Source organism: Catenuloplanes atrovinosus (assembly GCF_031458235.1).
Lineage (GTDB): Bacteria > Actinomycetota > Actinomycetes > Mycobacteriales > Micromonosporaceae > Catenuloplanes > Catenuloplanes atrovinosus.
In genome coordinates this window covers 8,679,556-8,702,972 of record NZ_JAVDYB010000001.1, presented here as the reverse complement: position 1 = coordinate 8,702,972, position 23,417 = coordinate 8,679,556, and the positions used below count along the sequence as shown (strand labels likewise).

19 protein-coding genes are annotated in these 23,417 nt (G+C 74.0%); 4 read left to right on the top strand and 15 right to left on the bottom strand.

Annotated elements, in window-relative coordinates; genetic code table 11:
- Positions 1–23: 23 nt before the first annotated feature.
- Entirely contained in the window at positions 24–821 is a 798-nt protein-coding gene (locus J2S41_RS38905; protein WP_310375899.1) for a hypothetical protein, read from the bottom strand.
- A 119-nt stretch (positions 822–940) separates the two neighbouring features.
- Here J2S41_RS38905 and J2S41_RS38900 point away from each other — a divergent pair, with 119 nt between their 5' ends.
- The 3 genes from J2S41_RS38900 (at position 941) to J2S41_RS38890 (ending at position 3,051) form a co-directional block, all read left to right on the top strand.
- The gene (locus J2S41_RS38900; protein ID WP_310375897.1) at positions 941–1,243 is read left to right on the top strand and encodes a 4a-hydroxytetrahydrobiopterin dehydratase; all 303 of its coding nucleotides are present in this window, start codon (positions 941–943) and stop codon (positions 1,241–1,243) included.
- A gap of 59 nt (positions 1,244–1,302) precedes the next feature.
- Positions 1,303–2,451 (top strand): FHA domain-containing protein, encoded by a 1,149-nt coding sequence (locus J2S41_RS38895; RefSeq protein WP_310375895.1) that lies wholly within the window; start codon positions 1,303–1,305, stop codon positions 2,449–2,451.
- A 192-nt stretch (positions 2,452–2,643) separates the two neighbouring features.
- A complete protein-coding gene (locus tag J2S41_RS38890) occupies positions 2,644–3,051 on the top strand; it encodes a hypothetical protein (protein WP_310375893.1) in 408 nt (135 codons plus the stop codon).
- A gap of 186 nt (positions 3,052–3,237) precedes the next feature.
- On the opposite strand, the gene J2S41_RS38885 is transcribed toward J2S41_RS38890, so the two are convergent.
- Genes J2S41_RS38885 through J2S41_RS38870 form a run of 4 tightly spaced genes read right to left on the bottom strand, consistent with a single transcriptional unit; the run spans position 3,238 to position 9,023 of the window.
- Positions 3,238–6,753, bottom strand: a complete 3,516-nt coding sequence (locus tag J2S41_RS38885) for an SCO7613 C-terminal domain-containing membrane protein (protein WP_310375890.1) — start codon at positions 6,751–6,753, stop codon at positions 3,238–3,240.
- A 48-nt stretch (positions 6,754–6,801) separates the two neighbouring features.
- The gene (gene cutA, locus J2S41_RS38880; RefSeq protein WP_310375888.1) at positions 6,802–7,122 is read right to left on the bottom strand and encodes a divalent-cation tolerance protein CutA; all 321 of its coding nucleotides are present in this window, start codon (positions 7,120–7,122) and stop codon (positions 6,802–6,804) included.
- A 10-nt stretch (positions 7,123–7,132) separates the two neighbouring features.
- Complete coding sequence (locus J2S41_RS38875) at positions 7,133–8,179, bottom strand: 1-acyl-sn-glycerol-3-phosphate acyltransferase (protein WP_310375886.1); 1,047 nt, start codon at positions 8,177–8,179, stop codon at positions 7,133–7,135.
- A 7-nt stretch (positions 8,180–8,186) separates the two neighbouring features.
- Positions 8,187–9,023, bottom strand: coding sequence for a patatin-like phospholipase family protein (locus tag J2S41_RS38870; protein ID WP_310375884.1), 837 nt, complete (start codon positions 9,021–9,023; stop codon positions 8,187–8,189).
- Between the two features lie 149 nt (positions 9,024–9,172).
- Between J2S41_RS38870 and J2S41_RS38865 the strand changes: the two genes are divergently transcribed.
- Positions 9,173–10,519, top strand: a complete 1,347-nt coding sequence (locus J2S41_RS38865; RefSeq protein WP_310375882.1) for a serine/threonine-protein kinase — start codon at positions 9,173–9,175, stop codon at positions 10,517–10,519.
- 419 nt (positions 10,520–10,938) lie between these two features.
- Here J2S41_RS38865 and J2S41_RS38860 read toward each other — a convergent pair whose 3' ends face one another.
- The 10 genes from J2S41_RS38860 to J2S41_RS38815 all read right to left on the bottom strand — a co-directional run bounded on the left by J2S41_RS38860 (position 10,939) and on the right by J2S41_RS38815 (position 23,380).
- On the bottom strand, positions 10,939–12,240 hold the full coding sequence (locus J2S41_RS38860) for an ABC transporter ATP-binding protein (RefSeq protein ID WP_310375880.1): 1,302 nt from the start codon (positions 12,238–12,240) through the stop codon (positions 10,939–10,941).
- 91 nt (positions 12,241–12,331) lie between these two features.
- Positions 12,332–12,940, bottom strand: a complete 609-nt coding sequence (locus J2S41_RS38855; protein ID WP_310375878.1) for a DUF6082 family protein — start codon at positions 12,938–12,940, stop codon at positions 12,332–12,334.
- A gap of 32 nt (positions 12,941–12,972) precedes the next feature.
- Positions 12,973–13,698, bottom strand: coding sequence for an Os1348 family NHLP clan protein (locus tag J2S41_RS38850; protein WP_310375876.1), 726 nt, complete (start codon positions 13,696–13,698; stop codon positions 12,973–12,975).
- Positions 13,698–13,913: a hypothetical protein gene (locus J2S41_RS38845; protein WP_306834945.1), complete on the bottom strand. Its 216-nt coding sequence runs from the start codon at positions 13,911–13,913 to the stop codon at positions 13,698–13,700. The genes J2S41_RS38850 and J2S41_RS38845 overlap by 1 nt, the downstream gene beginning before the upstream one ends.
- A 35-nt stretch (positions 13,914–13,948) precedes the next feature.
- Entirely contained in the window at positions 13,949–17,170 is a 3,222-nt protein-coding gene (locus tag J2S41_RS38840; RefSeq protein WP_310375873.1) for a cyclic nucleotide-binding protein, read from the bottom strand.
- A gap of 222 nt (positions 17,171–17,392) precedes the next feature.
- Positions 17,393–18,988: a S1C family serine protease gene (locus J2S41_RS38835; RefSeq protein WP_310375871.1), complete on the bottom strand. Its 1,596-nt coding sequence runs from the start codon at positions 18,986–18,988 to the stop codon at positions 17,393–17,395.
- A gap of 81 nt (positions 18,989–19,069) precedes the next feature.
- Positions 19,070–20,692 carry a sensor histidine kinase gene (locus J2S41_RS38830; protein WP_310375869.1) on the bottom strand — a complete coding sequence of 541 codons (1,623 nt, stop codon included), beginning with the start codon at positions 20,690–20,692 and terminating at the stop codon, positions 19,070–19,072.
- A gap of 6 nt (positions 20,693–20,698) precedes the next feature.
- Positions 20,699–21,400, bottom strand: coding sequence for a response regulator transcription factor (locus tag J2S41_RS38825; protein WP_310375867.1), 702 nt, complete (start codon positions 21,398–21,400; stop codon positions 20,699–20,701).
- Between the two features lie 166 nt (positions 21,401–21,566).
- Positions 21,567–22,505 carry a helix-turn-helix transcriptional regulator gene (locus J2S41_RS38820; protein WP_310375865.1) on the bottom strand — a complete coding sequence of 313 codons (939 nt, stop codon included), beginning with the start codon at positions 22,503–22,505 and terminating at the stop codon, positions 21,567–21,569.
- Complete coding sequence (locus tag J2S41_RS38815; RefSeq protein WP_310375862.1) at positions 22,502–23,380, bottom strand: DUF4097 family beta strand repeat-containing protein; 879 nt, start codon at positions 23,378–23,380, stop codon at positions 22,502–22,504. The genes J2S41_RS38820 and J2S41_RS38815 overlap by 4 nt, the downstream gene beginning before the upstream one ends.
- Positions 23,381–23,417: the final 37 nt, after the last annotated feature.

Below are 23,417 nucleotides of genomic sequence, written 5' to 3'. Positions count from 1 at the left end.
GCGGCCCCTTTGTCACGCCTTGCTCAGCCGAACGGGTTGTACAGCTCCTCCGGCGCCTCCGTCACCTCGGCCGGAGCGGGCGGCTGCACGGTCACCGGCGTACCGTAGTCGGTGTAGTCGATCTTCAGCGGGCCCGCCGCCTCCGGCGACACCTTCTGCAGGTCCACGGTCAGGTTCGACAGCCGGCCCTGCGCGTCCGTGGTGGCCGTGAACGGCACCTTCTGCGACGTGCCGTTACCGAGCGTCACGCTGCCCAGCCCGGTCACGCCGGCGACCTTGGTCAGGTCGACCGTGCCGCTGAAGCCGTTCGGGCCGGTCTGCTGCACGTCCGCGCTGGCCGCGATGAACTTCGCCGCCTTGGCCGGGTCGGTCTGGCCGGGCGAGATGGTGAAGTTGTCGGTGCCGGACGCCTTCTGCGTGTCCAGGTGCATCCAGCCGGCCGGCAGCGCCTCGCCCAGGCCGGTGACCTTGGCCCACGCGTCCGTACCGATCAGCCGGGTCTGGATCGTGATGTCCCCGCCGTTGGCGCCGGTCAGCCGCGTGGTGGTGTCGCCGGTCTCCTTCGCCGGGTCTATCTGCCCGGTCACCGAGACCGCGTCACCGATCGTCATCGTCGTCTTGTAGCTGGTCGTGCCGAGCGCCTGCGTCGACGCGGCCAGCGCGGTGTCCGCCGCGCTCGGCGGCACGGTCGTGGTCACGGCGGTGGGCGTCACCGCGACCGACGGCAGGGTGAGCGTGGGCTCCCCGTTCTCCGCACAGCCGCCCAGCGCGAGCGCGCCCGCGACGGCCACGCCCGGAACCCACAGAATCCGGCGGTCCATCAGGTCTGTCCTCCTGTCTCCGGCCCGCGTCCCCGAAAGGGACGCCACGGCGCGTCCACACTGTCTTTCCCCGCGCTCGTCTCCCAGCAAACGACGCGCAGGCCGGTTAGGGTCGAGCCATGGCGCAGTTGCTGGACGACGCAGCGGTAGGCAAGGCACTCGCGCAGCTCACGGGCTGGATCGGCGATCAGGAGGTGATCGTGCGGACCGTGGAGTTCCCGAGCTTCCCGGCCGGCGTGGTCGCGGTGGTCGACGTCGCCAAGATCGCCGAGGAGCTGGACCACCACCCGGACATCGACATCCGCTGGCGTACGGTCACGTTCCGCCTCACCACGCATTCCGACGGCGGCGTCACCGAGCGTGACATCACGCTGGCCGGTCACATCGACGAGATCGTCGCCCGGGTGCTGGACCAGGGCTAGCTTTCACCCCGCCGGGTGCTCGGTGCATGATATGGGCACCCTGGGCGGGAGGTTGCAGCGTGAGATTCGAGACCAGCAAGGTGCTCGACGCGATCGAGCGGCGGTTGTGCGTCGATCCGGCGATGGCGCGTGCCGTGCTCGACCTGTCCGAGGTCGTCCGCTACCAGGACCTCGACCAGGGCAGACCGGCGAGCATGCTGCGCCTCGGCATGGTCGTCGACGCGCTCGGCCGCCAGCTCGCCGAGGAGGACGTACCCGTCTACGTGGTGCTCCCCCGCGCGCTGCTCTCCGACGCCGACCTCACCTCCAACGAGCGGATGGTCGCGCGGCGCTGGGCCGACGACGGGGTCGTCGAGGTGGTGCCGCAGATGAACGACCGGGTCCTCGAGGTCGCGGACATCCTCGGCCTGCCGGTGCTCAGCCGCGACCGGTTCGAGGGCTTCCGCGGGTCGTACCCGTGGATCGGTGACCCCGGCCGGGTGGTCGCGCCGGTCGTCGGCCACGGCGGCGCCGCGCTCGTCGCGCGCGTCGGCGGCGGCCAGGCCTCGCCCGGAGCTCCGTCCCAGGCCGGCGTACGGCTGATGAGCCGCATGTGGCGCTGCCCGGAGAGCCCGTGCGCCAGCTTCGGCGGCGCGGACGGCGGCGACAGCTTCTTCGCCGACCTCCGCCAGCCCGAGCAGGAGTCGCGCCCCGGCGCCCAGCCGCCGCCCACGCTCCGCAACGGCGCCCCGACCTGCCCCCGGCACGGCGCCCGCCTCTCCGACGCCGGCCCGCGCCCGGCCGCCGAGGCCCTCGCCATCCGCGTCGGCGGCGTGGTCCGCCAGCGCTTCGTGGTGGTCGAGAACGAGCCGCTCGAGGTCGGCCGCGCCCCCGACAACGGCATCATGCTCGGCCAGTGGCTCTCCGACGAGGCCCGCAAGTGGATCAGCCGCGCGCACGTGCGCTTCGACCTGCGGGGCGGGGAGCTGTCGGTCACCGACGTCAGCACCAACGGCACCGGCATCCGTCCCGGCGGCAGCATGGACGAGGACGACCGGCTCATCATCAAGCGCAAGACCCGCGCCCTCGACCCGACGGACCTGGTCGAGCTGTACCCGGGCGTCCACGTGGGGCGGGCTCGCAACTGGAGCTCGGGCGGCGTCTCGGACCCGGTCTCGGTCCTCACCGACGCGCCGACGATGAGCCTCCGGGTGGTGCCCCGCTCCTGACGCGGGGCTGCGTCCGAGATTCCACCGCGCGGGCCGCGCCGCGCTTGAGCTGCGCGGCGGCGACCAGATCCCGCACGCGTGATTTCGCATCGCATCGATGTGAACCACGGCCATCCGCCAGTCGTCCTGTCCACCAAGGAACCCAGTCGGGGCCAGTGGGCGATGAACACTGGCCGGGAAGGGAGTTGGTTCATGCGGACCTCGACGTTCGCCACTCGCACACCCGCACGGCGGTCACACGGGCTTCGGCGGCGCCTCGCCATGATGGGCGTCGCACTGATCGCCGGCACCGCCCTCGCCGGCACCGGTGCCGCCCCAGCCTTCGCCGATTTCCCCGGAATCGACATGCATCGCGCCTGTCAGACGCAGCACGGCGGGGGCCAGATCGCCTGGATCGCCGGCGGCGCCGACGTCTACGGCTGGCGATGCGCAGCGAACTACCACGAGTTCATCAACGGGCCGAACCACGGCATCGACGTGGACCGGGCGTGCCGCGATCAGCACGGCAGCGACTACTACGCCGCCTACGGAGCCCGCTGGGACCCGTATAGCTGGTACTGCAACAACTGGCAGTCATACCCGTACCCGAGCTACCCGTAACAGCTGGTACCACTACGGCGGACCGCCACCTGGGCGATTGCGGCTCGTGCAGCGAGCCGCAATCCCCACTACCGCTAGGCCGCGTCGTTCCAGCGGGGTGCGCCGCGCGGGCGAAGCCGCGGCAGGGTCCCTGCCGGCCGCCGAAAGCGCGGGGTGCGCCCCCGGGAGCGGGTGACGTAAGGGTGGTCAGGTCATCCGGTCGACCGCGGCGCGCAGGCGGGTGAGGTCGCGGAGGCGCCGTTCGTAGGTGATGGCGAGCGTGAGCAGGACGAGGCCGCCGATCGCGAACGGGAGCCAGCGGGGCAGCAGGTCCCAGACGCGGGCGACCTCGGTGACGGAGAGGACGAGCAGGGTGCCGCCGCCGAGGATGACCGGGGACTGGCGGCGGCGGATGGAGCCGCCGAGGACCAGGGCGATCGCGCCGAGGCCGAGGAGCAGGCGGCGTTGCCAGGAGGCGTCGCCGAGCAGGACGGCGGCGAGGCTGGGGAGCAGGGCGGCGACCAGGCACACGGTGTACGCGCGCCAGCTGCTCAGCGCGGGGCGGGCGCGCGCGGCGAGCAGGCCGACCACGGCGGCGACCAGCGCGGTGGGCAGCGTGTAAGCCTCCCAGACGCCGATGCCGGTCGAGCCGAGCAGCAGCCACCAGGCGGTCAGCAGCCAGCCGGCGGCGATCAGGCCGAGCGCCCACCGCCACGGGCCGGGGATCGCGCGGACGCCGAGCGCGATGCTCCACAGCAGCGCGACGACGGCGGCGTACCGCAGGTCGACGCCGAGGACCAGCAGGAACGCGACCACGGCGGTGGCGTGCGCGGCCACCTCGACCGCGGTGGCCTCGGCCGGGCGTGGGCGGCGCAGCAGCGCGCCGAGCGCCAGCGCGGCCACGGCGACGCCCAGGACGGCCAGCGCGGTGACGCGCAGCGGCAGGTCGGCGGCGGCGCCGGTGGTGCCGGCGAGCGCGACCGCGGCCAGCACCGCGCCGAGCCAGCCGCTCAGCCGGGACCGCAGGCCGCGGCCGGTCACGCCGATCACCACGCCCACGATCAGGGACAGGCCGAGCGCGGCCAGCGTGGTGGCCGGCCGCGGTGACGCGCCGGCGAGTCCGGCGCCCTTCAAGACGATTCCCACGGGTACGAGCAGCGCCGCGCTCCTCGGCACCCAGGCGGCGGCGAGCAGCGCCGCGAGTCCGGCCGTGAGCGCGACGGCCGGGATGGCGGGCCACGGTGCGCCGGCCGCGGCCAGGCCGGTCAGCAGGGTGAGCGCGGCGGTCGCGGCGGCGCCGAGCAGCGCCCAGCGGCGGGTGCGGCCGGCGGTCAGCACGGCCAGGAACACCACCGGAACCAGCAGCGCGACCGCGACCGCCTGGCTCCAGGTGGGCAGCGTCAGCGCGTCGGGCGAGAGGCCGGTGCCGGTGGGCCGCTCGGACCAGCCGCGGCCGAGCCAGGTGTAGGGCGCGACCACGACCGTGAGGATCGCGTCCCCGGCGTGCAGCAGCACGGCGCCGGCCAGCGGCAGGCCGGTGAGGGCGAGCAGCGCCCGGCCCCATTCGGCGGTGAAGGCGTAGGCCGCCACGGCGGTCAGCAGCAGTGCGCCGGCCGCGTACAGCTCACGCGGGTCGCGCCCGGCGTCCGGCGGCAGGCCGACGTAAATCACGACGAGCCCGGACGCGACCGTCGCCGCGCCGAGATAGGCCGGCCACCAGCGCCGCACCGCGGCCGTCGCGACCAGCACCACCGCGCCGGCCGCGAACGCCAGCCGGGACGCGGCCGAGGCCGCGGCGTCGCCCCACAGCGGGTCGCCGACGCGGTTCGACGTGCCGGCCAGCACCGCCACCGCGGCGAACGGCACGGCGGTCAACGCCACCCCCAGCGTCAGACGTCCGAGGCGGGGATTCCGCCGGTACGCCGTCAGCGCGACCGCCACGCCGAGCAGCACCGCGGCCGGCAGCAGCACCGCGAAGATCCGCGGCCGGCCCGCCGACATCGCCAGCGCGACCAGGACCAGCGACGCGCCCGCCACCGACCGGACCACCACGGACCGGGCGAACCGCTCGCGCGCGGCCGTGAGCAGCAGGACCGCGCCGGCCGCCAGGTCCAGCGCGGCGGCGGCCGCCATCGGCATCGTGAACCCGACCGGCAGCGACACCACGCCCATCGCCGCGGCGACGATCACCGGGTCGTGCCAGCCGCGCCAGCCGCCGCCCCAGCGCCAGGGCTTGCCGGTGGCCGGTGCCGGGGGCGCCTCGGCGTTGGCCGGGACGAAGACGCGGGGCGTGTACCAGCCCAGCAGCGGCGCGATCACCAGCGGCAGCGTGACCAGCGCGAGCGGCACCTGCCAGTCCATCATCGCGTCGATCCGGCCGGTCTCTCCCGCCTGCGCGATCGTGACCAGCACCGCGACCGCGGTCACCGTCGCCAGCGCCAGGTACGTGCCGCAGAGCACGATCAGCGCGCCGGTGCGCGGGCCGGGCCGGATCGGCTCCGGCAGGCGCGGCAGCACCAGCCACACCGCCAGCCCGAGCACGGTCAGCACGGCGGTGCCGGTGACCAGCCAGAACCGGTCGCCGTACTCGACCGCGGGCCGGGTGGCCGCGATCGCGACCAGCACCACCAGGACGCCGGACGCCACGGCCTGGAGGCGGGCCACGCCGGCCACCAGCGAGGCCACGACCAGCAGCAGGCCCACGGCGAGCAGCGCGGTCGGCGCGACGATCGCGGGCACACCGTCCTCGGGGACCAGCGCGAACAGCGCGGCGGCGGACGCGGCGACGAGCCAGCCGCCGAACAGCACCCAGGCGAGCGTGCGCAGTCCCCCGCGTACCGCCGGGTCGTCCGTGCGCGCCGCGGGCCGGACCGGCACCGGGAAGCGCGCCGCGGCCAGGTCGATCGCGGCCACGCCGGCCAGCACGAGCGCGGTGCCGTAGGCGCCGGTGCGGGGCAGGACCAGCGGCAGCACCGGCTGGGCCAGCAGCATCGCGGCCAGGCGCGGGCCGGTGAGCCCGGTCGCCCAGCCGTAGCCGGCGGCGACCAGCGCGGCGACCAGCGCGACCACGCCCGCGTACCGCTCCGGGTCGAGCGCGGCGACGCCGAGCAGGTTCACGTACCAGGCCGCGTACCCGTCGAGCAGGATCAGCAGCAGACCCAGCGCGGCGAACGTCTCCGCGGTCGCGGTCAGCTTCCGGCGCAGCGCCACCAGCGGCGCGGCCAGCGTGAGCGCGGTGACGGTGGCGAGGATCGCGGCGCGGCCGGCCAGCCCGAACGTGGCCCACGCGATCGTGGTGAAGACGATCGCGGCGGTGCCGAGCAGCAGCCCACCCAGGATGAACAGCACGTTCTGCACGGTCCGGGTGGACGTCTCGGGACGCGACGGCCGCTCCGGCGGCGTCGGAGCCGCCGGAGTCTCCGGACCGGCCGGTACCGTCACCCGCTCCGCGTGGATGCGCGCCAGCAGCCCGTTGCGCCGGTCCTGGAGGCCGCGCAGGCTCCGGGACCGCTCATCGTAGACGCGGCGCGCCGACTCCAGCTCGGCGCGCGCGGTCTCGACCAGCGGCGCGAGCGCGGCGATCCGCCCGTCCAGCCCGATGACCTCGGCCGCGACCGGGTTGGGCGCGCGGCCGCAGCCGGGGCAGCCGCCGGCCAGCGTGGCGGTCGTGCCGCACCAGGGGCACGGGTACTCGGGCGCGAGGAGGTCCACTTCTGACTGCACGTCGGCATCCTGTCGCGTCCGCGAGCCGGGCGGACAGAGTTCGCGTACTCAGTCGTGCGTCGAGGCGTGCACCCAGGAGAGGTAGTCGGGGTTGCCCGCGCTGACCGGCACGGCCACGATCTCGGGTACGTCGTACGGGTGCAGCGCGCGCAACTGCTCGATCAGCTCGTCCAGCCGGTCCGTGGTGGTCTTCAGCTGCACCACCCACTCGGCGGCCGTCCGCACCGCGCCGTCCCACCAGTACGTGCTGGTGATCGGGCCGCCGACCTGCGCGCAGGCGGCCAGGCGGGCCTGGACCGCGGCGGTGGCGAGCGAGTCGGCGACCGGGCGGGCGTCCACGGTGGTGGTCACCAGGTGTGTCTGCTCCACGCCGGGCAGGCTACCGCCCGCGGCGCCTGGCGCGTATCGGCCGCGCGGGCTGTGGCTGATGTGCCTCGATCCAGTCGTCGATCCGCTTCCACCAGTCGAACAGCCACTCGATGCGCTCCTGCTCGCCGCGGGGGATCTCCTCCGGCGGTACGGACCAGAAGCTCATCATGATGGTCTTGTCCGTCGGCAGCTCGCGCCACACGTCGCCGACCGTGAGCATCTTGTCCAGCCCGGTGTGCGCCACGAAGATCACCCCGGCGTCCGGTGCCGCGTCGATGGCCGCGTTCAGGCCGCCCGGCTTGGGCGCCAGCACGTGCCGCATGTTCTCGGCGCGCCGGGCCATCCGCTCCAGGCCGAGCGCGCGGAGCCGGTCGATGGCCTTGACCCGGCGCCTCGGCGTGAAGTTGCCGCCCTCCGGGAAGATGACCAGCGCGTCGTTCGGGTCGAGGCCGATGGTGACGTCGAAGATCTGCTGCTCGATGTCCGCGCCGGGCACGTGGCCGGGCGCGATGAACCGGGTCGGCAGCCGGTTGAGCAGCACGTCGATCGCCGGGTCCCACTGCAGCGTGTCCTTGAGCACGATCCGCGGCTCGCGGTCGAACCGGTTGACCAGCGAGTGGATCAGGATGAAAGAGTCGCCGGGGCCGGCGTGCCGGCAGACCACGATCTCCGGGCGGCCGGGCAGCGCCACGTCCGGGTCCGTACCGACGATCTCGATGTCCACATTGAGCGCGCCGCGCAGCAGCCGGTACAGCGTCTTGAGGAACCAGCCGGTGAGGACGTAGTGGGCGCGCTGGAACGCCGGGGACCGCTTCTTCCAGCCGAAGCCGGAGGCCAGCCAGAGGCCGAACAGCGCGATCAGCGCCATCGCGTCCCAGACCGTGTAGACGATGCCGACCCAGACGACGCGCAGCAGCCGGAGGCGGCCGGGCAGGACCGGTGCTGCCAGCAGCGGCACCAGGAGCAGGAACGGCAGACACATCAGCAGTACGGCCGCGAGCACGATCATCAGCGGGCCGAGCACGATCCTGCGGAACCACCGCGGGGGTAGCGGCATCGTCGGTCTACTCCGTCCTCACCTGGGCGTCGAGGTAGCGCCGGGAGGCGGTGTAGGCGCGACTGATCCGCCGGCCCGCCGCGGCCATGTCGCGGTACGCCCACGGCGAGTCGTCGCGGGGCTCCCCGCCTCCGGTCGGCAGCACGTGCACGCTCACATCATCGGGCAGCGACGCCATCTCCCGGGCGAACCGGTGCCGCCGGGCGATCTCGAACGCCACCTGCGCCACCTCCCACGGGCGGCGCGGCGGGCTGAGCGGCCGCTCGATCCGGCCCACCTGGAGCACGAAGATGAGCTTGGCGCCGCAGCGCACCGCCTCGTCGACCGGGATGGAGTTGACGATGCCGCCGTCCACGTAGTGTTCACCGTCGATCTCGGACGGCGGCAGCAGGCCGGGCACGGACGCGGACGCCAGCACGGCGCGGACCAGCGGCCCCTTGGTGAACCAGTGCTCCGCGGCCCGTTCGATGCTGGCCGCGCAGCACCGGAACGGCACGCGCAGCTCCTCGAACGTGGTCTGCTCGCCGAGTTCGCGCTCCAGCAGCCGGCGCAGCGGCGTGGGCGAGTGCAGGTGGGTGCGGGCCGCGAACCGGCGCAACTGCCGGGCCAGCGAGTCGCCGTAGACCTCGCCGGCCTCCGGGGACGCCCAGAGCCGCACCAGCCGGTCGGTGACCGCCTCGACCGGGTCGGCCGCCACGAGCGCGCCGTTGACCGCGCCGATCGAGGTGCCGACCACGAGGTCCGGCGTGAACCCGGCGCGGAACAGGGCACGCAGCATGCCCACCTCGACGGCGCCGAGCACGCCGCCACCGCCTAGCACGAACGCGACCGGGCCGTTGACCATGGGAAACATCCTTACATGTCGCCGCTCACCGGCACGGATCGCCCGATTCGCACGGTACGCCGGGCCGCGTAACGTCCCGTTGACAACCGGTTCGGATTCGCGCAGCCTGATGTATCCGGTTGTCCCGACCAGGTGATCAGGTGTGAGAGATGCCCTCGCTGCACCCCGGCGGGCTGCTGGCCCGCAGGTACCGCCTCATCGATCGGATCGGCGCCGGCGGCATGTCCGTGATCTGGCGCGCGCACGACGAGGTTCTCGACCGGACCGTGGCGCTCAAGGTGCTGGCCGACTCGCTCGCCGCGGACGCCCGCTTCCGCTCGCTCGTCCGGCAGGAGGCCCGGGCCGCGGCCGCGCTGGTCCACCCGCACGTCACCGCCGTGCACGACTACGGCGAGGAGGTCGACCCGGACGGCACGGTCACCGCGTTCGTGGTGATGGAGCTGCTCAGCGGCGAGGTGCTGGAGGCGCGGCTGACCCAGGGCCCGCTGCGCTGGGACCACGCGGTACGCGTCTGCGCGGAAGTGGCGGAGGCGCTGGCCGCCGCGCACCGGCTCGGCATCGTGCACCGCGACGTGACCCCGGCGAACATCATGCTGACCGCGCTCGGCGCGAAGGTGCTCGACTTCGGCATCGCCACGCACATCGGCGCGCCGGACGAGGACGAGGACGGCGACACGTTCGGCACGCCGGCCTACGTGGCGCCGGAGCGGCTGGACGGGACGCCGGCCCAGCCCGCCACGGACGTGTACGCGCTCGGCGTGCTGCTCTACGAGACCGTGACCGGGCGGGTGCCGTACCCGGCGGACACCTGGGACGACCTGACCGAGGCGCTGGCGGTCTCGGCGGCACCGCCCACCGACGGGATGCCGGACGACGTCGCCGCGATCTGCCTGCGCTGCCTGGACCGGGACCCGCTGCGCCGGCCGACCGCATACCAGGCGGCCGAGGTGCTGCGCGCGCTGCTGCCCCCGCCGGCCCTTCCGCCCGTGCCGGTCGCCGCGCCCGCGCCCGCACGTGGTCGCGCCGCCCTGCTGGCGGCGTGCGCGGTGCTGGTCGCGGCGTCGGCCGCGCTGGTCGCCGGCACGATGCTGCGGCCGCCGGCCGAGTCGGCCGCGCCGGAGCCCACCCCGGCGTCGCCCACCTCGGTCCCGGCCCCGTTCGGCAGCCCGTCCTATGTGTCCCCGTCGACGGCGCCGCGGCGGACCGTCGCCGCCAGCGCGCCGGTGCCCACGGTCCGGGAGGCGATGGCCGCGCTCGGCCACATCCTGGACGACGGCGTGGCGAGCGGCGAGATCAGCCCGGACGCCGGCCAGGACCTGCGCAACCTGGTACGGAACCTGGAGAACAACCTGGCCGCGGGCGGCGTGCACGACCTGGCGTCACAGGTGCACAACCTGCACGTGAAGGTGGGCGACCGGCTGCGCGAGGGCGAGATCACCGCGGAGTGCGCGACCGAACTGGGCGCCGCGCTGGACCGGCTCGCGACCGCGGTTTAGACCGACGTGATCGTTACCTTAAGTAACTATTAAGTCGGCCCCGGTGTTGATGTTGGCGACTACCGTTCTGCCTGGCGCACGCGGCTCCACGTCTTCGCCCACTTCCTTCGCGGCGCCATCCCGCATCACTCGGCGTGATCCTCCGGCCCCTGGTCGGAGGATCACCGGCACGGTCATCGGCTCCGCCTCCGCCGACCACCGCAACTCTCCACGCGGCACCGACGCCCACGCGCCGATGCACGACGCCCCTATAACCGCATCGCCACCGCCTGGCAGAACACCGCGTACCACCAGCCACCGCACCCGAGCTTCTTCATCGGCCCGCCATATACGTCCGGTAGACCCTGCCGCCACGCTGAAAGGGCTCCCCGTTGGTTGCGCCGGGGAGCCCTTTCGGCGTTCCCGCGCCGGCGTCCTGCTCAGCGGATGCGGGTGCCGGCGGTGTCGAACAGCAGCAGGCGATCCAGATCCACGGAGACGGTCAGGTGGTCACCGGGGCTGGGCAGGCCGGAAGCGGCCGGTACGCGGAGCACGAGGTCGCCGTCGGCGGTGGAGTCCGGCAGGGTGGTGGCCGGCTCGTAGGCGGGGTAGAACCCGTAGCGGGTACGGGCGGTCGCGGGCGCCTCGGCCGTGAGGCGCGGCAGCAGGCGGCCGATCACGCTGCGCCGCGGCTCCGGGGCGGGCGGGTCCGCGAGCAGGCCGGCCAGGTGCGCCGGGTCCGAAGTCCGGATCATGGTGTGCGCCGGGGGTGTGGGCAGGCCGCCGGCGTCCAGGTAGACGATGCCCTCGTGGCCGTGGTGCTCCACGTGCCGCACCCGGCCGCGCAGGCTGGCGCCGCCGTCCGGGGCGGGCATGGCCGCGTGCAGCGCGTCGGGCCGCAGGCCGATCGTGACCCGCTCGTGCCGGAGCAGGGCGTGGGCGCGCGCGTCGTCCGGCGGTAGCGTCAGCACCTGGCTGCCCAGGTCCACGGTCACCCCGCCGTCCGCGGGATAGACCGCGCCCTCGAACAGGTTGGCCCGCGGCGTGCCCAGAAACGCCGCGACGAAGACGGTCGCGGGGTCGTCGTACACCTCGGTGGGCGTGCCGACCTGGTGCAGGGCACCGCCGTGCAGCACCGCCACCCGGTCCGCGACGGCCAGCGCCTCACCCTGGTCGTGCGTGACGTACAGCGTGGTCACGCCGACCCGCCGGGCGGTCGCGGCCACCTCGGTGCGCAGCTCGTGGCGGAGGCCCGCGTCCAGGTGCGCCAGCGGCTCGTCGAGCAGGAACACCCGCGGCTGCCGGACCAGCGCGCGGGCCATCGCCACCCGCTGCCGCTCACCCCCGGAGAGCTGCGCCGGCCGCCGGTCCAGCACGCCGCTCAGCCCCAGCCGCTCCGCCGCGCGCGCCACCAGCTCCCCCACACCCGGCGCGGACCGCAGCGGAAACCCGATGTTCTGCGCGACCGTGAGATGCGGGTACAGCGCGTAGTGCTGGAAGACCATCGCCACGTTCCGATCCCGGGTGTGCAGATGATCGACGATCCGCCCGCCGAACCGCACGTGCCCGGCGGTCGGGCTCTCCAGCCCCGCCACCAGCCGGAGCACGGTCGACTTCCCACAGCCGGTGGGCCCGAGCAGGACGAGCAGCTCGCCGTCCGCCACCGCGAGCGAAAGATCATTGACAGCCACGGTCCCGTCGTCGAACACCTTACTCAGGTGGTCGAGCGCCACGGCCGTCATGCCGCCATCGTCAGACGCCCCCCACCCCCTCCGCCACACCACATCGACAGACGGCACTCTCCCCGCGCCGAGCGGCGCGTTCACGCCGAGGTCACCTCGGCGCGCCGCCCGTCCGATCAGCTCCGATCAGCGCACGGATCTTGACACCGCGACGGCCCGCCGCGAAGGAGGCGGCCAGTACCAGGGCAGTCGCGCCACCCGCTGCCACCATCATCGGCATCCTCCGACACCATGCCGACGGCACCGGCGGCCTGACGACCACCGGCACCGGAACGGCGGCGTCGAATGCCGAGTCCGCGATGTGGAAGAACCGCTGCCGCCGCTCGCTCTCCGCGGCCAGTTCCACGGTGTCGCGGGCCATGACCCACCAGCGCCGGTGCATCATTCGGGCGCCCTGCGCCTGGGACAGCTGGAGCTGACGCGCCTGCATCACGAGCGCGATGACCACGCCGATGGTTGCGCCACCGGACAGGAGAACGGAGATCCCGCCGTACGCCTGGCCAATCTTGCTCATCCTGTCGACCGCCGGTTCCGGCATCCCGGCGAAGACGGCCATGAAACCGATTGGGCCGACCACGGCGAACAGCAACACCACGGCGGACAGCAACACCATGCTCGCCGAGTCGCGCCTGCTTCGGAAGCGCCGCACCGGACCTCCCGAACGGATCACCTCGATGAGGAATGCATCGACGGACTCCAACGTAGTGGATCCGGCCGGCAGCCGGGAGCGCGTCAGGGGCGCGGTGGGGTGCGGGTGTCCAGCCAGCCGTCGTTGTTGGTGTCGGTGAGGTGGTGGTCGGGGGTGCCGTCGTGGTCGGTGTCGTAGTCGGCGTGGTCGATGAGGCCGTCGGTGTCGGTGTCGTGGCCGGTGAAGTCGGTGCGGCCGTCGCCGTCGCGGTCGACCAGGATCTCGACGCCGCCGCCGGGGCGGGAGCGGACGGAGTGCGGGTCCCAGGTGCCGTCGCCGTCCGCGTCCACGCGGGTCCGGTAGCCGTCCGCGACCGGGGTTGGCGCGGCGCCGAAGCCGGCGGCGGGGGTGGCGCCCGGGCCGGTGCCGTGCAGCGACGCGGACGAGGCGGGGCCCAGGCCGGTGTCCGCGGCCGGGCCGAAGCCCTCGCTGCCCCGCGGCGCGGAGCCGAGGCCGGCCGCGTGGGCGGGTGCGGCGCCGAAGCCGTGGGACGACGCGTCACCGAAGCTCGCGGTGCCGCCGGGGCCCAGGTCCGCGGCGGCGGAGAAGGCCTCGCCGAACAGGCCGAACACGCTCGACTGGCTGGTGCGCGCCTCCACCGCCCGGTGGCCGCCGTCCCCCGTACCCGTGGAGATCTGGCTGCGCAGCAGCGCCGTCTCGTCCGGTGACAGCGTGTAGCCGGCGAGCGCCCGGTCCGGGTCGGCGGCCAGCGCGGCAGCGAACGCCGGGTCCGTGATCAACCGTTCCAGTGCGTCGTCGAAGCCCGGCATCAGTCCAGCTCCGGCATGGGTACGGGCTGCGGGCGCGGATGACAGGCCCCGCACTGCAGCGCGTCGTCCACGACCAGGCCCTCCGCGCGGCGGCGCGAGTCGGAGCGGTGCACCTCCAGCAGGTACGGCCCGAAGCGCGCGTGATCCTCGCACACGCCGCGGCCGCAGAACCGGCACGAGCCGCGCGCGGCCTTGGCGCAGAACCAGCAGAGCACATGGCCTCCTCAGGGCACCGGAACGGCGTACGTCATCAGAAAAGGATCACGGTCTCGGCGACCGACGGCGGCACGGCCGGCACCGAGGACTGCTCCGCGGGCACGGTCGGCGTGAACGTACCGCTGGAGATCGGCGGCTCGTCAGGAGGCTCCGTAACCGTCGGGTCGGGATCCGGGTCCGGGGGCGGGCTCGTCGTCGGCGCAGTCGTCGGCGGACGCGGAGCGCCCGTGGTGGGCGCGGGCGCCGTCGTCCGCCCCGGCGTGGGCGACCGCGTCACCGGTGGCGGCACCACGACCCCGCCGCCGTCGTCCTCGTCGTCATCGTCCGGCACCACGTTCACCGGCAGCGACGGCGACGTGGACGGTGAGGGCGACGGGGACGGCGACTGCGACGGCGTCGGCGACGGTGCGGAGGGGGACGGCGACGGTGCGGACGACGGCTGCGTCGGCGCCGGGATCGGGTCCGGCAGACCGTCACCGCAGTCGAGGTCGCCACGCGTCTCCGGCTGCGTGACGCCGTCCGCCTGCACCTCGCCGCGCGACACCACGGTCTGGCCGTTCTCCACCGCGTACCACGCCGCGCCGGCGCTGGTGATCGAGATGCGCGCGCTGGAGATCTCCAGCTCCAGCGGCCGGAACGCGCCGCTGGTGGACGACGTGTCGGACAGAATCCGCCCGTCGGTGAGTTCCAGGCTGCCGTACGGCGAGCGGGTCCGCTCCCCCTCGGTGCGCAGCTCGCGGACCGCGAGCGTGCTGCCCGCGCAGAGCACCGAGAACGCGCCGCCGCGGAACGTCAGCGACGCCCGCGCCTGGTCGCCGACCCGGACCTCCGCGCCGACCGGCAGCTGGTAGCGGCCGCCCTCGTCGAGGGTGACCCTCCGGCCGGCCACGCCGACCTCGACCGAGCCCGTCTCGGCGGTCAGCAGCACCCGGTCGGAGGCCATCTCGGCCCAGGCCGGCGCGGGCCGCAGCTGCGCGGCGGTGAGCGCGAACGCGAGCAGCAGGAGCAGCAGCACCAGCCACCACAGCCGTCGCTCGAACCGGCCGTCCAGCCCGTAGTCGACGCCGCCGGGCGGCATGCCGGGCGGCGCGGCCAGCGGCGGGTAGTCGCCGCCGGAGTGCACGCCGGCCGCGGGCCGCAGCGGCGGCCGGTCCGCGCCCTCGAAGGACGCGCTGCCGGCGAACGTGGCCGCGGCGCCGGCCATGGCCGGGATGGTCCAGAGCCGGACCGGCGTGCGCGCGACCGCGACGGGGCCCGGGTAGCCCTCGCCGACCGGGCCGATCATGGTGCCGCGCCGCAGTTCGCCACCGTCCGGCAGCTCGATCGCACCGGACTCGATGATCACCGCGTCGGTCGGCCCGTCGAGCCGGATCGCCTCGCCCGGGTTCACGGCGGAGGAGCGCGCGGCCGCGAGCATGCCCATCCGGCCCTCCGGCGAGAGCCCGGTCAGCGCGGGCGTGTCGTCGAACAGCGCCTCCGCGTACGCCCGGTCGGTGGGCGGCGGCCCGGGCAGCGGACCGATCGCGTTCGCCACCGCGGTGGACGGGATGGCGAGCAGCACGGTCTCGCCGGCCACGTACCAGTCCAGCGCGGCCGGGGCGCCGGCCAGCGCGGCGTCCAGTCCGACCGTGGTGCCGGGGCCGGCTTGCTGGCGCAGGATGCCGCCCGGGTCGCCGGGGCGCCGGCCCTGCAGCGCGCCTTCGATCACCACGTACACCGTGGGCTGTGCGCCGCCCGCGGAGATCAGCTGACGGCCGTCACCGGGGCGCTCCCAGTGCGCCTGCCGGGCGAGCCGGGTCAGCACCTCCGCCGGGAGCTTGCCCAGCATGGAACGGTTGAGCGCGTGCAGCCGCCGTGGCAGGTCCTCGGCCCGCTTCCGCTCCTGGCGCAGCTCGGCGAGGCGCCGCACGCGGCGCAGGAGCCAACTCACCAGCAGGTACGCCAACGGCGCGCAGAGTCCGCCGACGATCAGGAGCAGCAGCAGCCGCGGCCCGAACCCGCCGTGCCAGAGGCCGGAGACCAGCCCCTGCACCCGGTCGGCCCAGACCCGGTAGAACACGTTCGCCGCGATCGCCAGCCACAGCACGGCCAGCACGCCGTACAGCCCGACGAGCCGGCCCTCCCCGTCCAGCTCGCTCCAGCGCGGCGGGCGGCGGCGCAGCCGGCCACCCACGAACGCGAGCCCGCGGGCGCGCAGGTTGGGGATCTCCAGCCAGTCCATCAGCAGGTAGTAGCCGTCCAGCGCGAGCAGCGGATTCAGGTTGAACAGCGCGTTCAGGTACCACGCGAAGGCCAGCTTGAACGCCAGCGGCGCGACGGCCGGGAAGATCAGCCCGATCAGCTGCGCCGAGCCGGCCAGCACCAGTCCCGCGGCCGGACCGGCGATCGTGGTGCGCAGCCGCGCGCGGCGCCCGGCCATCCACACGTCACTGGTGTCGACGAACACGGACGGGATGCCGAAATAGACCAGGAACCCCGCGGCGGGGACGCGCCGGCCCATGTGCTTGGTGGCCAGGGCGTGGCCGAGCTCGTGCGCGGCGAGCGCCACGAAGTTGAGCGCCAGCAGCACGATCGCGCCGAGCAGGAACGAGCCGTTGGTGAGGAAGACGGACTGGTCGCCGCGCCACCAGGTCCAGGCGAAGAGGCCGAAGCCGGCGAGCGCGACGATGCCGAACAGCACGGCCGCGACCGGCGTGAAGAACAGCCGGCCGCCGAACCGGTAGAGCACGTCGACGATCGGGTCGACGTTCGCCACGACCATCCGGCGACCGCGCGCGGCGGCCAGCAGCCCGGTGCCGACCCGGACCGCCAGCGGACGGCGGCGCACCTGCTCCAGCGGGCCGAACGCGTCCACCGGCAGCTCGCTGAGCATGCGGTTGGCGGCGAGGTCGGCGACCAGGCGGCGCACCTGGTCGGGCGCGAGCCGGCCGGAGATGTGGGCGAACTCCGCGACCAGCCTGGCGACGGTACGCGACCCGTCCATCAGGTGCGCGAGCTGCCACTCCTCGGGGCTCAGCCGCAGGTAGCGCGAGGGGCCGGCCTCGTCGGGCGAGCGGAGCATCACGTACGGCACACCGCGGACGCTGGTCAGCTCCGCGGTCTCGATCCCGGCCCGCAACTCCGGCCGGGCCCGCGCCGGGTTGATCCGGTCGATCACCGCGGACCACACGTCGGTGTCGGCGGGGCCGATCGGCTGACCGGGCGCGGCTCCGGCGAGTGCCTCCCAGACGCTCAGCCGTGATTCAACGATGGACACTGCTCGCACTCCGTTTTCGCCTGGTGGTCCCCCGCCACCTGGGGCCCGCCGCCCCGGACGAAGAGTATCGACCGGGCGCCATGACCGATAGTCCGAAAGTTGACCAGCGGAAACAGGTGTGGCGGGCGACATGACCAACCCCCTAGGTCATGTCGCCCGCCACGTGGGGAGGAGGTGGGAACTCCGCGGCAGCGAAGCCCCCACCCTGGTGCGGCTCGTGGGTCAGGACGCCTCGGCGAGCGTCGCGGTCGCGGTCTTCTCGCTGCCGTTGCGCGTGTAGGTGACGGTCATCTGCTGGCCGACCTTGCCGGCCTGCACCGCGGTGATCACGTCGTCGGAGCTGTTCACGGCCTTGCCGTCGATCTGGGTGATCACGTCGCCGCGCTGGATGCCGGCCTTCTGCGCCGGGCTGTCGTCGCTGACGTTGCTGACCAGCGCGCCGCCGCCCTCGGCCTCGGTGAGGCTGACGCCGAGGAACGGGTGGCTGACCTTCTGCCCGGTCTTCAGCGCCTCGGAGACCTCCTTGGCCTTGTTGCTCGGGATCGCGAAGCCCAGGCCGATCGACCCGCTGCCCTGCCCGGAGGTGGCGATCGCGGTGTTGATGCCGATCACCTCGCCGTTCGTGTTGACCAGCGCGCCGCCGGAGTTGCCCGGGTTGATCGGCGCGTCGGTCTGGAGCAGGCCGGCGATGGACTGCGGTGCGGAGGACTGCCCGCCGAACGGGTCCTGCTGCTGCTCGCCGCCGACCTGGATGGTGCGGTCCTTGGCGGAGATGATGCCGGCCGTGACCGAGCCCTGCAGGCCCAGCGGGCTGCCCAGCGCGAGCACGGTGTCGCCCACCTTGACGGCCGCGCTGTCCCCGAACTTCGCGGCGGTGAGGTTGGACACGCCCTCCGCCTTGATCACTCCGAGGTCGGTACGCGAGTCGAGGCCGACGACCGTGGCCTCGGCCCGGGTGCCGTCCGCGAAGTTGACCGTGACCTTGCCGCCCTGGGCGCCGCCGACCACGTGGTTGTTCGACAGGATGTAGCCGTCGGCGGTGAGCACGACGCCGGAGCCCTCACCGGTGTCCGTGGTGATCGAGACCACGCTGTCCTGCACCGCGGCCGCGATGGAGGCCAGCGAGGACCGGTCGATGACCGGGGCGGGCTCGCCGTTTCCGCTGGTGCTCGTGGTGTTGAGGCCGGGGACGTCGTCGTCCAGCGCGTTCGCGGTGACCGCGCCGACCGTACCGGCGGCGAGCGCCAGCACCACGGCCGCGGCGGCGGTGGCCGCGAACCGGCCGAACCGGCGGTCGCCCTGCGGCTGCGGCACCGGCCCGGCGGGCGCGACCCACGGCTGTCCCGGCAGCGGCTGCCCCGGCTGCCCTGGCTGGCCCGGCTGGCCCGGCTGCCCTGGCTGGCCCGGCAGGCCGGGGTGGCTCTGGCCCGGGTACGCCGACGCCGGGTAGCCGGCGGGCTGATAGGCGCCCGCCGCCGGCTGCGCCCACTGCGACGTCGGCTGCGCGCCGGCCGGCGCGGCGGCGGGCGTCGCGGCCGGCAGGTGCGCGGTCTGACCGGGGGCCGGCGCGGCCCATGGATTCGGTGGGTACTGCCCGTAGCCGGGACGGTCCGCGCCGCCGGTCACCGTGGGCGGGACGACGCTGGTCGGCACCGGCTGGGTGACGGGCTCGGACAGGCTCGGCCGGGTCGTCTCGTCACTCGAGCCGGACGGCCCCCGCTGCCCGTCGGCCGGGTGCCGGTAGCCCTCGGCGGGGGTCCCCTGCGCCTCTCCGGCGGGGGCCCGCTGCCCCTCGGGGGTGGTCTCGTGCTCGTTCATGTCTCCCACCTTCCCGCCGACATCTGCGACGGCCCTGAAATCGCCCTGAAGGTTATCTGTGAATCCCAAACGGGAGACGTATCAGTGTTTATCAGGGCGGATGTCCGCCTCCGCCGGGTCGGAGCCCACCACCTGAGCGAAGTCGTCCAGGTCGTCCTCAGCCTCGTCCGAGTCCGCGTCGAGTTCCGTCGGCACCAGCGGAAGCCTTACCCGGAACGTGGCACCGCTACCCGGCGCGCTCTCCACCTCGACCACGCCCTCGTGCGCGGACACGATCGCGGCCACGATCGCCAGCCCCAGCCCGGTGCTGATCGTCCCGGCCATGGTCCGGGTGCGCGCCGCGTCCGCCCGATAGAACCGCTCGAACACGCGGTCGATCTGCTCCTGGGACAACCCGCCGCCGGTGTCGGCCACCTCGACCACGCCGGTCACCCGCCGCCCGTCCGGGTCCGTCTCCGCGCGCAGCCGCAGCGCGACGGACGCGTCCGGCGGCGTATGGGTGAGCGCGTTCGTCATCAGATTGCCGAAGACCTGCCGCAGCCGGGACTCGTCGCCGGTCACCACCAACGGCCCGGAGCCGGGCGCGATCTCCAGCGTGATCTGCCGCTCCGGCGCCACCGCGCGCGCGGCCTGCACCGCGTCCGCGGCCAGCACCGGCAGCTCGACCGGGCTCAGGTCCAACGGCCGCTCCCGGTCCAGGCGGGCCAGCAGCAGCAGGTCCTCGACCAGCAGGCCCATCCGCGCGGCCTCGTCCTCGATCCGGCGGACCAGCTTCGCCGTGTCCGAGGCCGCCCCCTGCCGGTACAGCTCCGCGAAGCCGCGGATGGTGGTCAGCGGCGTGCGCAGTTCGTGCGACGCGTCCGCCACGAACTGCCGCATACGCGCCTCCGAGCTGCGGGCCCGTGCCTCGGACGCCTGCGCGCGCAGCGCCGCGTCGCGCGCGACGGTCTCCGCCGACCGCGCGGCCGCCTCGGACGCGGCCCGCGCCGCGAAGCCGGCCTCGATCTGGGTGAGCATCGCGTTCAGCGCGCGGGACAGCCGGCCCAGCTCGCTCTGCGGCTCCTCGATGCCCGGCTCCGGGTCGGGAACGCGACGGCTCAGGTCACCGGCCGCGATCGCGCCCGCGGTCTGCTCGATCTGGTCCAGCGGACGCAGGCTGGTGCGCACCATGCCGGCGCCGATCGAGGCCAGCATGATCAGCACCGCGCCGCCGACCAGCCCGTCGATCCAGACCAGCCGCTTGACCGCGAGGTCGACCGCCTCCAGGTTCTCCCCGATGTGCAGCACCTCGCCGTTCGGCAGCACCGTGACCAGCATGCGCCAGCGGACCCGGCCGTTCGGCGACTTCACCGTGTACGGCTCGCCCGCCACCGCGGCTATCTCGTCCCGGCCGCTGACCTGCGGCGGAAGGTCGTCCCGACCGAGGTGGCTGTCGTACACCGGGTCCTTGCCGACGCCGTTCGGCGCGGTCACCCGGCCGTAGTAGTCGGTCGGCACCCGCACCGCACCGCCGTCCGCGAACGTGGCCGCGGTGTTGGCGTCCCCGGCGATCGAGTCCAACTGGTCGTCGACCAGCTGGACCAGGTACGACCGGAGGAAGTAGGCACTGCTCACGCTGATCACGACCAGTGCGGCGCTGACCAGCACCAGCACGGCCGCGACCAGCTTGAGCCGCAGCGGAGTGCTGCGCAGGCGGGCTTTCATCGCCGCCTACTGGGCGGGCTTGCGAAGCACGTAGCCCACGCCGCGCAGCGTATGGATCAGCCGGGGCTGCGTGGTGTCCACCTTGCGCCGCAGGTAGGAGATGTACGACTCGACGATGTTGTCGTCACCGCGGAAGTCGTAGTTCCACACGTGGTCGAGGATCTGCGCCTTGGAGAGCACCCGGTTCGCGTTCAGCATCAGGTAGCGGAGCAGCTTGAACTCGGTCGGCGACAGCTGCACCCGGTTGCCGGCGCGGTAGACCTCGTGCGTCTCCTCGTCCAGCTCCAGGTCGGCGAAGGTGAGCCGGGAGCTCTCCTCGGCCGTGGCGCTGGTGCGGCGCAGCACGGCGCGGATGCGCGCGGTCAGCTCCTCCAGGCTGAACGGCTTGGTGACGTAGTCGTCGCCACCCAGCGTGAGCCCGCGGATCTTGTCGTCCGTCGCGTCGCGCGCGGTCAGGAAGACGACCGGCGTGCGCGCGCCGCCCTCCCGCATCAGCTTGATGACCTCGAACCCGTCCAGGTCCGGCAGCATGACGTCGAGCACGACGAGATCGGGACGCCGGTCCCGGGCCGCCGCCACCGCCGCGCTCCCGCTGACCGCGGTCGCGACGTCGAAGCCCGCGAAACGCAGGCTGGCCGACAGCAGCTCCAGGATGTTCGGATCGTCCTCGACGACCAGCAGTCGTGCCTCAGTCTGTGTTGCGGCCATGCCGCCATCATTACCCGGTGGTCTGGAGGCTTTCTGGAGACCTCCTGAGAACAGTCTGTGAAACCCCGAGCCCAGAACCTTCGATGGTACGACCGAAGTCGCGCCCCGCCGGACCCGGCCCATGGCTGTCACGGCCACGCTGCCCGGATCATGCGCGATGCCCGCGTCAGTCGCGCAGCAGGCGACGGATCCGGGTGAGTGTCGCGTCCAGCACCTCGCCGACCTCCCGGACCTGTGCCTCCGTCGCCCGGACGCCACGGATCATCGCCTGCGCCTCGTCGACGAAGACGCCGAGGGCCCGGCCGAGTTCGCCCTCCCCCTCCTGCTGCGCGCCGGCGTGGCCCGGCGCCGCCTGCCCGCCGGGACCCGACCGTGCGCCGGGAACCGTCTCCGGCCCGGCCGGCTCGGCGCGCCCGGTGTAGCCGTTGTCGAAGATGATGCGGATGCCGCTGGGGGTGCTGAGCGGTGGCGTGCCCACGCCCCCGTTCCCGGTGCCGGGCGGTGACAGCGGTGGAACGCCGGGCGCGGCGATCCCCGGACCACCGGGCCCTGATCGGCCGGGCGCCGCACCACCAGGCACCGCACCACCAGGGGCGGCGCCACCAGGCGCCGCACTATCGGGCGCCGGATCGCCCGGGGCCGGGCGGTCCCAGCCGGGCCAGGCCGCGGCTGAGGGCGGGCCCCAGCGGGAGGTCTCGGAGCGGGCCCGGCGGGACTGGCGGGTCGCGTCGCGCAGCTCGCGCTTGAGGTCGCGGACCGAGCCCTGCACCTGTGACTGGATCTGGCCGGCCAGGCTGCTCAGGTCGCTGATCGACGCGGAGATCTCCGCCTCCAGCGCCTGCAGTTCGTCCGCGCGCTCGAGCAGCTCCGCCCGGCCCGCCTCGGTGATCTCATAGGTCTTCCGCGCGCCGGCCGCCGTGTGCGTCACCAGCCCTTCGGCCTCGAGCCGGGCCAGCCGCGGGTAGATCGTGCCGGCACTCGGCGCGTACAGCCCGAGAAAGCGGTTCTCCAGCAGGCGGATGAACTCGTACCCGTGCTTGGGCCCGTCATCCAGCAGTTTGAGCAGGTACAGCCGGAGCCGGCCGTGGCTGAAGACGGCCGTCATGCCGGCCCCTCGGCCGAGTCGCGCCGACCGGCGGTCGCGGGCTCGCCGTCCTCGTCCTCGTCCACGTGCACGGCCGGACGGGACAGGAGCGCGATGCTGCCGGAGACCGCGGCGGCCCTCAGCCGGCCCGCGCCCTCGCCGAGTTGCCCGGACACCACGCTGCCGCCGATGGTCGACCGTCGCACGCGCAGCTCCGGGAACGAGCTGCTCACCCGCCCGGCCGTGGCGTGGAGGTCAACGGCGAGATCGCTGTCCTCCCGTACCCGCGCGGTGATGCTGCCGGACGTGGTGTCCAGCCGGATGTCGCTGTCCGCCGCGCCGTCGAGGTCGCAGGTGATGCTGCCGGAGAGCGCGGTGGCTCGCACCCGAGAGGCGGGGCTGTCCGCCAGGATCAGCTCACCCGAGACCGTATCCATGATCAACTCACCGGCCACGCCGACCGCCTCGACCGGGCCGGAGACGAGATTGGCCCGGGTGTGGCCACCGACGCCCATCAGCGTGATGCCGCCGGACGTCACGTCCACGTCGGTGCGCTCGCACAGGCCGGACGCGATCACCTTGCCGGAGACCAGACCGAGCGTGGCCGGAGTCGTGGGCGGCACGGCGATCGACACGTCGACCGCGAGCCGCTCAGTCAGGTGCATGATCCACGACAGTATCCCGAGCCAGGCGCCGACTCCCTCCTGACGGACGCGGAGCACGCCGTCCTCCAGGTCGACCCGCACCGCCCGGCTGCCCACCCGCGACACCTCGACCCGCGCGGGGCCGTCGGTGCCGATCACCGTGAGGCGGCCGACCAGCAGACCGACCTCCAGCCGCCGCACGTCCTCCGGACAGCTGATCTTCGTCGGCTCCTCCACCGTCCACGTCGCCATGCCGCACCCCCTCGTCCCTGCCGCCACTCTACGCGAT

What these genes read in the sequence shown, in the direction of transcription:
- J2S41_RS38900 (WP_310375897.1), top strand. Translation starts at nt 941, where the DNA reads ATGGCGCAGTTGCTGGACGACGCAGCGGTAGGCAAGGCACTCGCGCAG.
- J2S41_RS38835 (WP_310375871.1), bottom strand. Translation starts at nt 18,988, where the DNA reads ATGAACGAGCACGAGACCACCCCCGAGGGGCAGCGGGCCCCCGCCGGA.
- J2S41_RS38875 (WP_310375886.1), bottom strand. Translation starts at nt 8,179, where the DNA reads ATGCCGCTACCCCCGCGGTGGTTCCGCAGGATCGTGCTCGGCCCGCTG.
- J2S41_RS38870 (WP_310375884.1), bottom strand. Translation starts at nt 9,023, where the DNA reads ATGGTCAACGGCCCGGTCGCGTTCGTGCTAGGCGGTGGCGGCGTGCTC.
- J2S41_RS38860 (WP_310375880.1), bottom strand. Translation starts at nt 12,240, where the DNA reads ATGACGGCCGTGGCGCTCGACCACCTGAGTAAGGTGTTCGACGACGGG.
- J2S41_RS38815 (WP_310375862.1), bottom strand. Translation starts at nt 23,380, where the DNA reads ATGGCGACGTGGACGGTGGAGGAGCCGACGAAGATCAGCTGTCCGGAG.
- J2S41_RS38830 (WP_310375869.1), bottom strand. Translation starts at nt 20,692, where the DNA reads ATGAAAGCCCGCCTGCGCAGCACTCCGCTGCGGCTCAAGCTGGTCGCG.
- J2S41_RS38820 (WP_310375865.1), bottom strand. Translation starts at nt 22,505, where the DNA reads ATGACGGCCGTCTTCAGCCACGGCCGGCTCCGGCTGTACCTGCTCAAA.
- J2S41_RS38890 (WP_310375893.1), top strand. Translation starts at nt 2,644, where the DNA reads ATGCGGACCTCGACGTTCGCCACTCGCACACCCGCACGGCGGTCACAC.
- J2S41_RS38825 (WP_310375867.1), bottom strand. Translation starts at nt 21,400, where the DNA reads ATGGCCGCAACACAGACTGAGGCACGACTGCTGGTCGTCGAGGACGAT.
- J2S41_RS38850 (WP_310375876.1), bottom strand. Translation starts at nt 13,698, where the DNA reads ATGCCGGGCTTCGACGACGCACTGGAACGGTTGATCACGGACCCGGCG.
- J2S41_RS38865 (WP_310375882.1), top strand. Translation starts at nt 9,173, where the DNA reads ATGCCCTCGCTGCACCCCGGCGGGCTGCTGGCCCGCAGGTACCGCCTC.
- J2S41_RS38905 (WP_310375899.1), bottom strand. Translation starts at nt 821, where the DNA reads ATGGACCGCCGGATTCTGTGGGTTCCGGGCGTGGCCGTCGCGGGCGCG.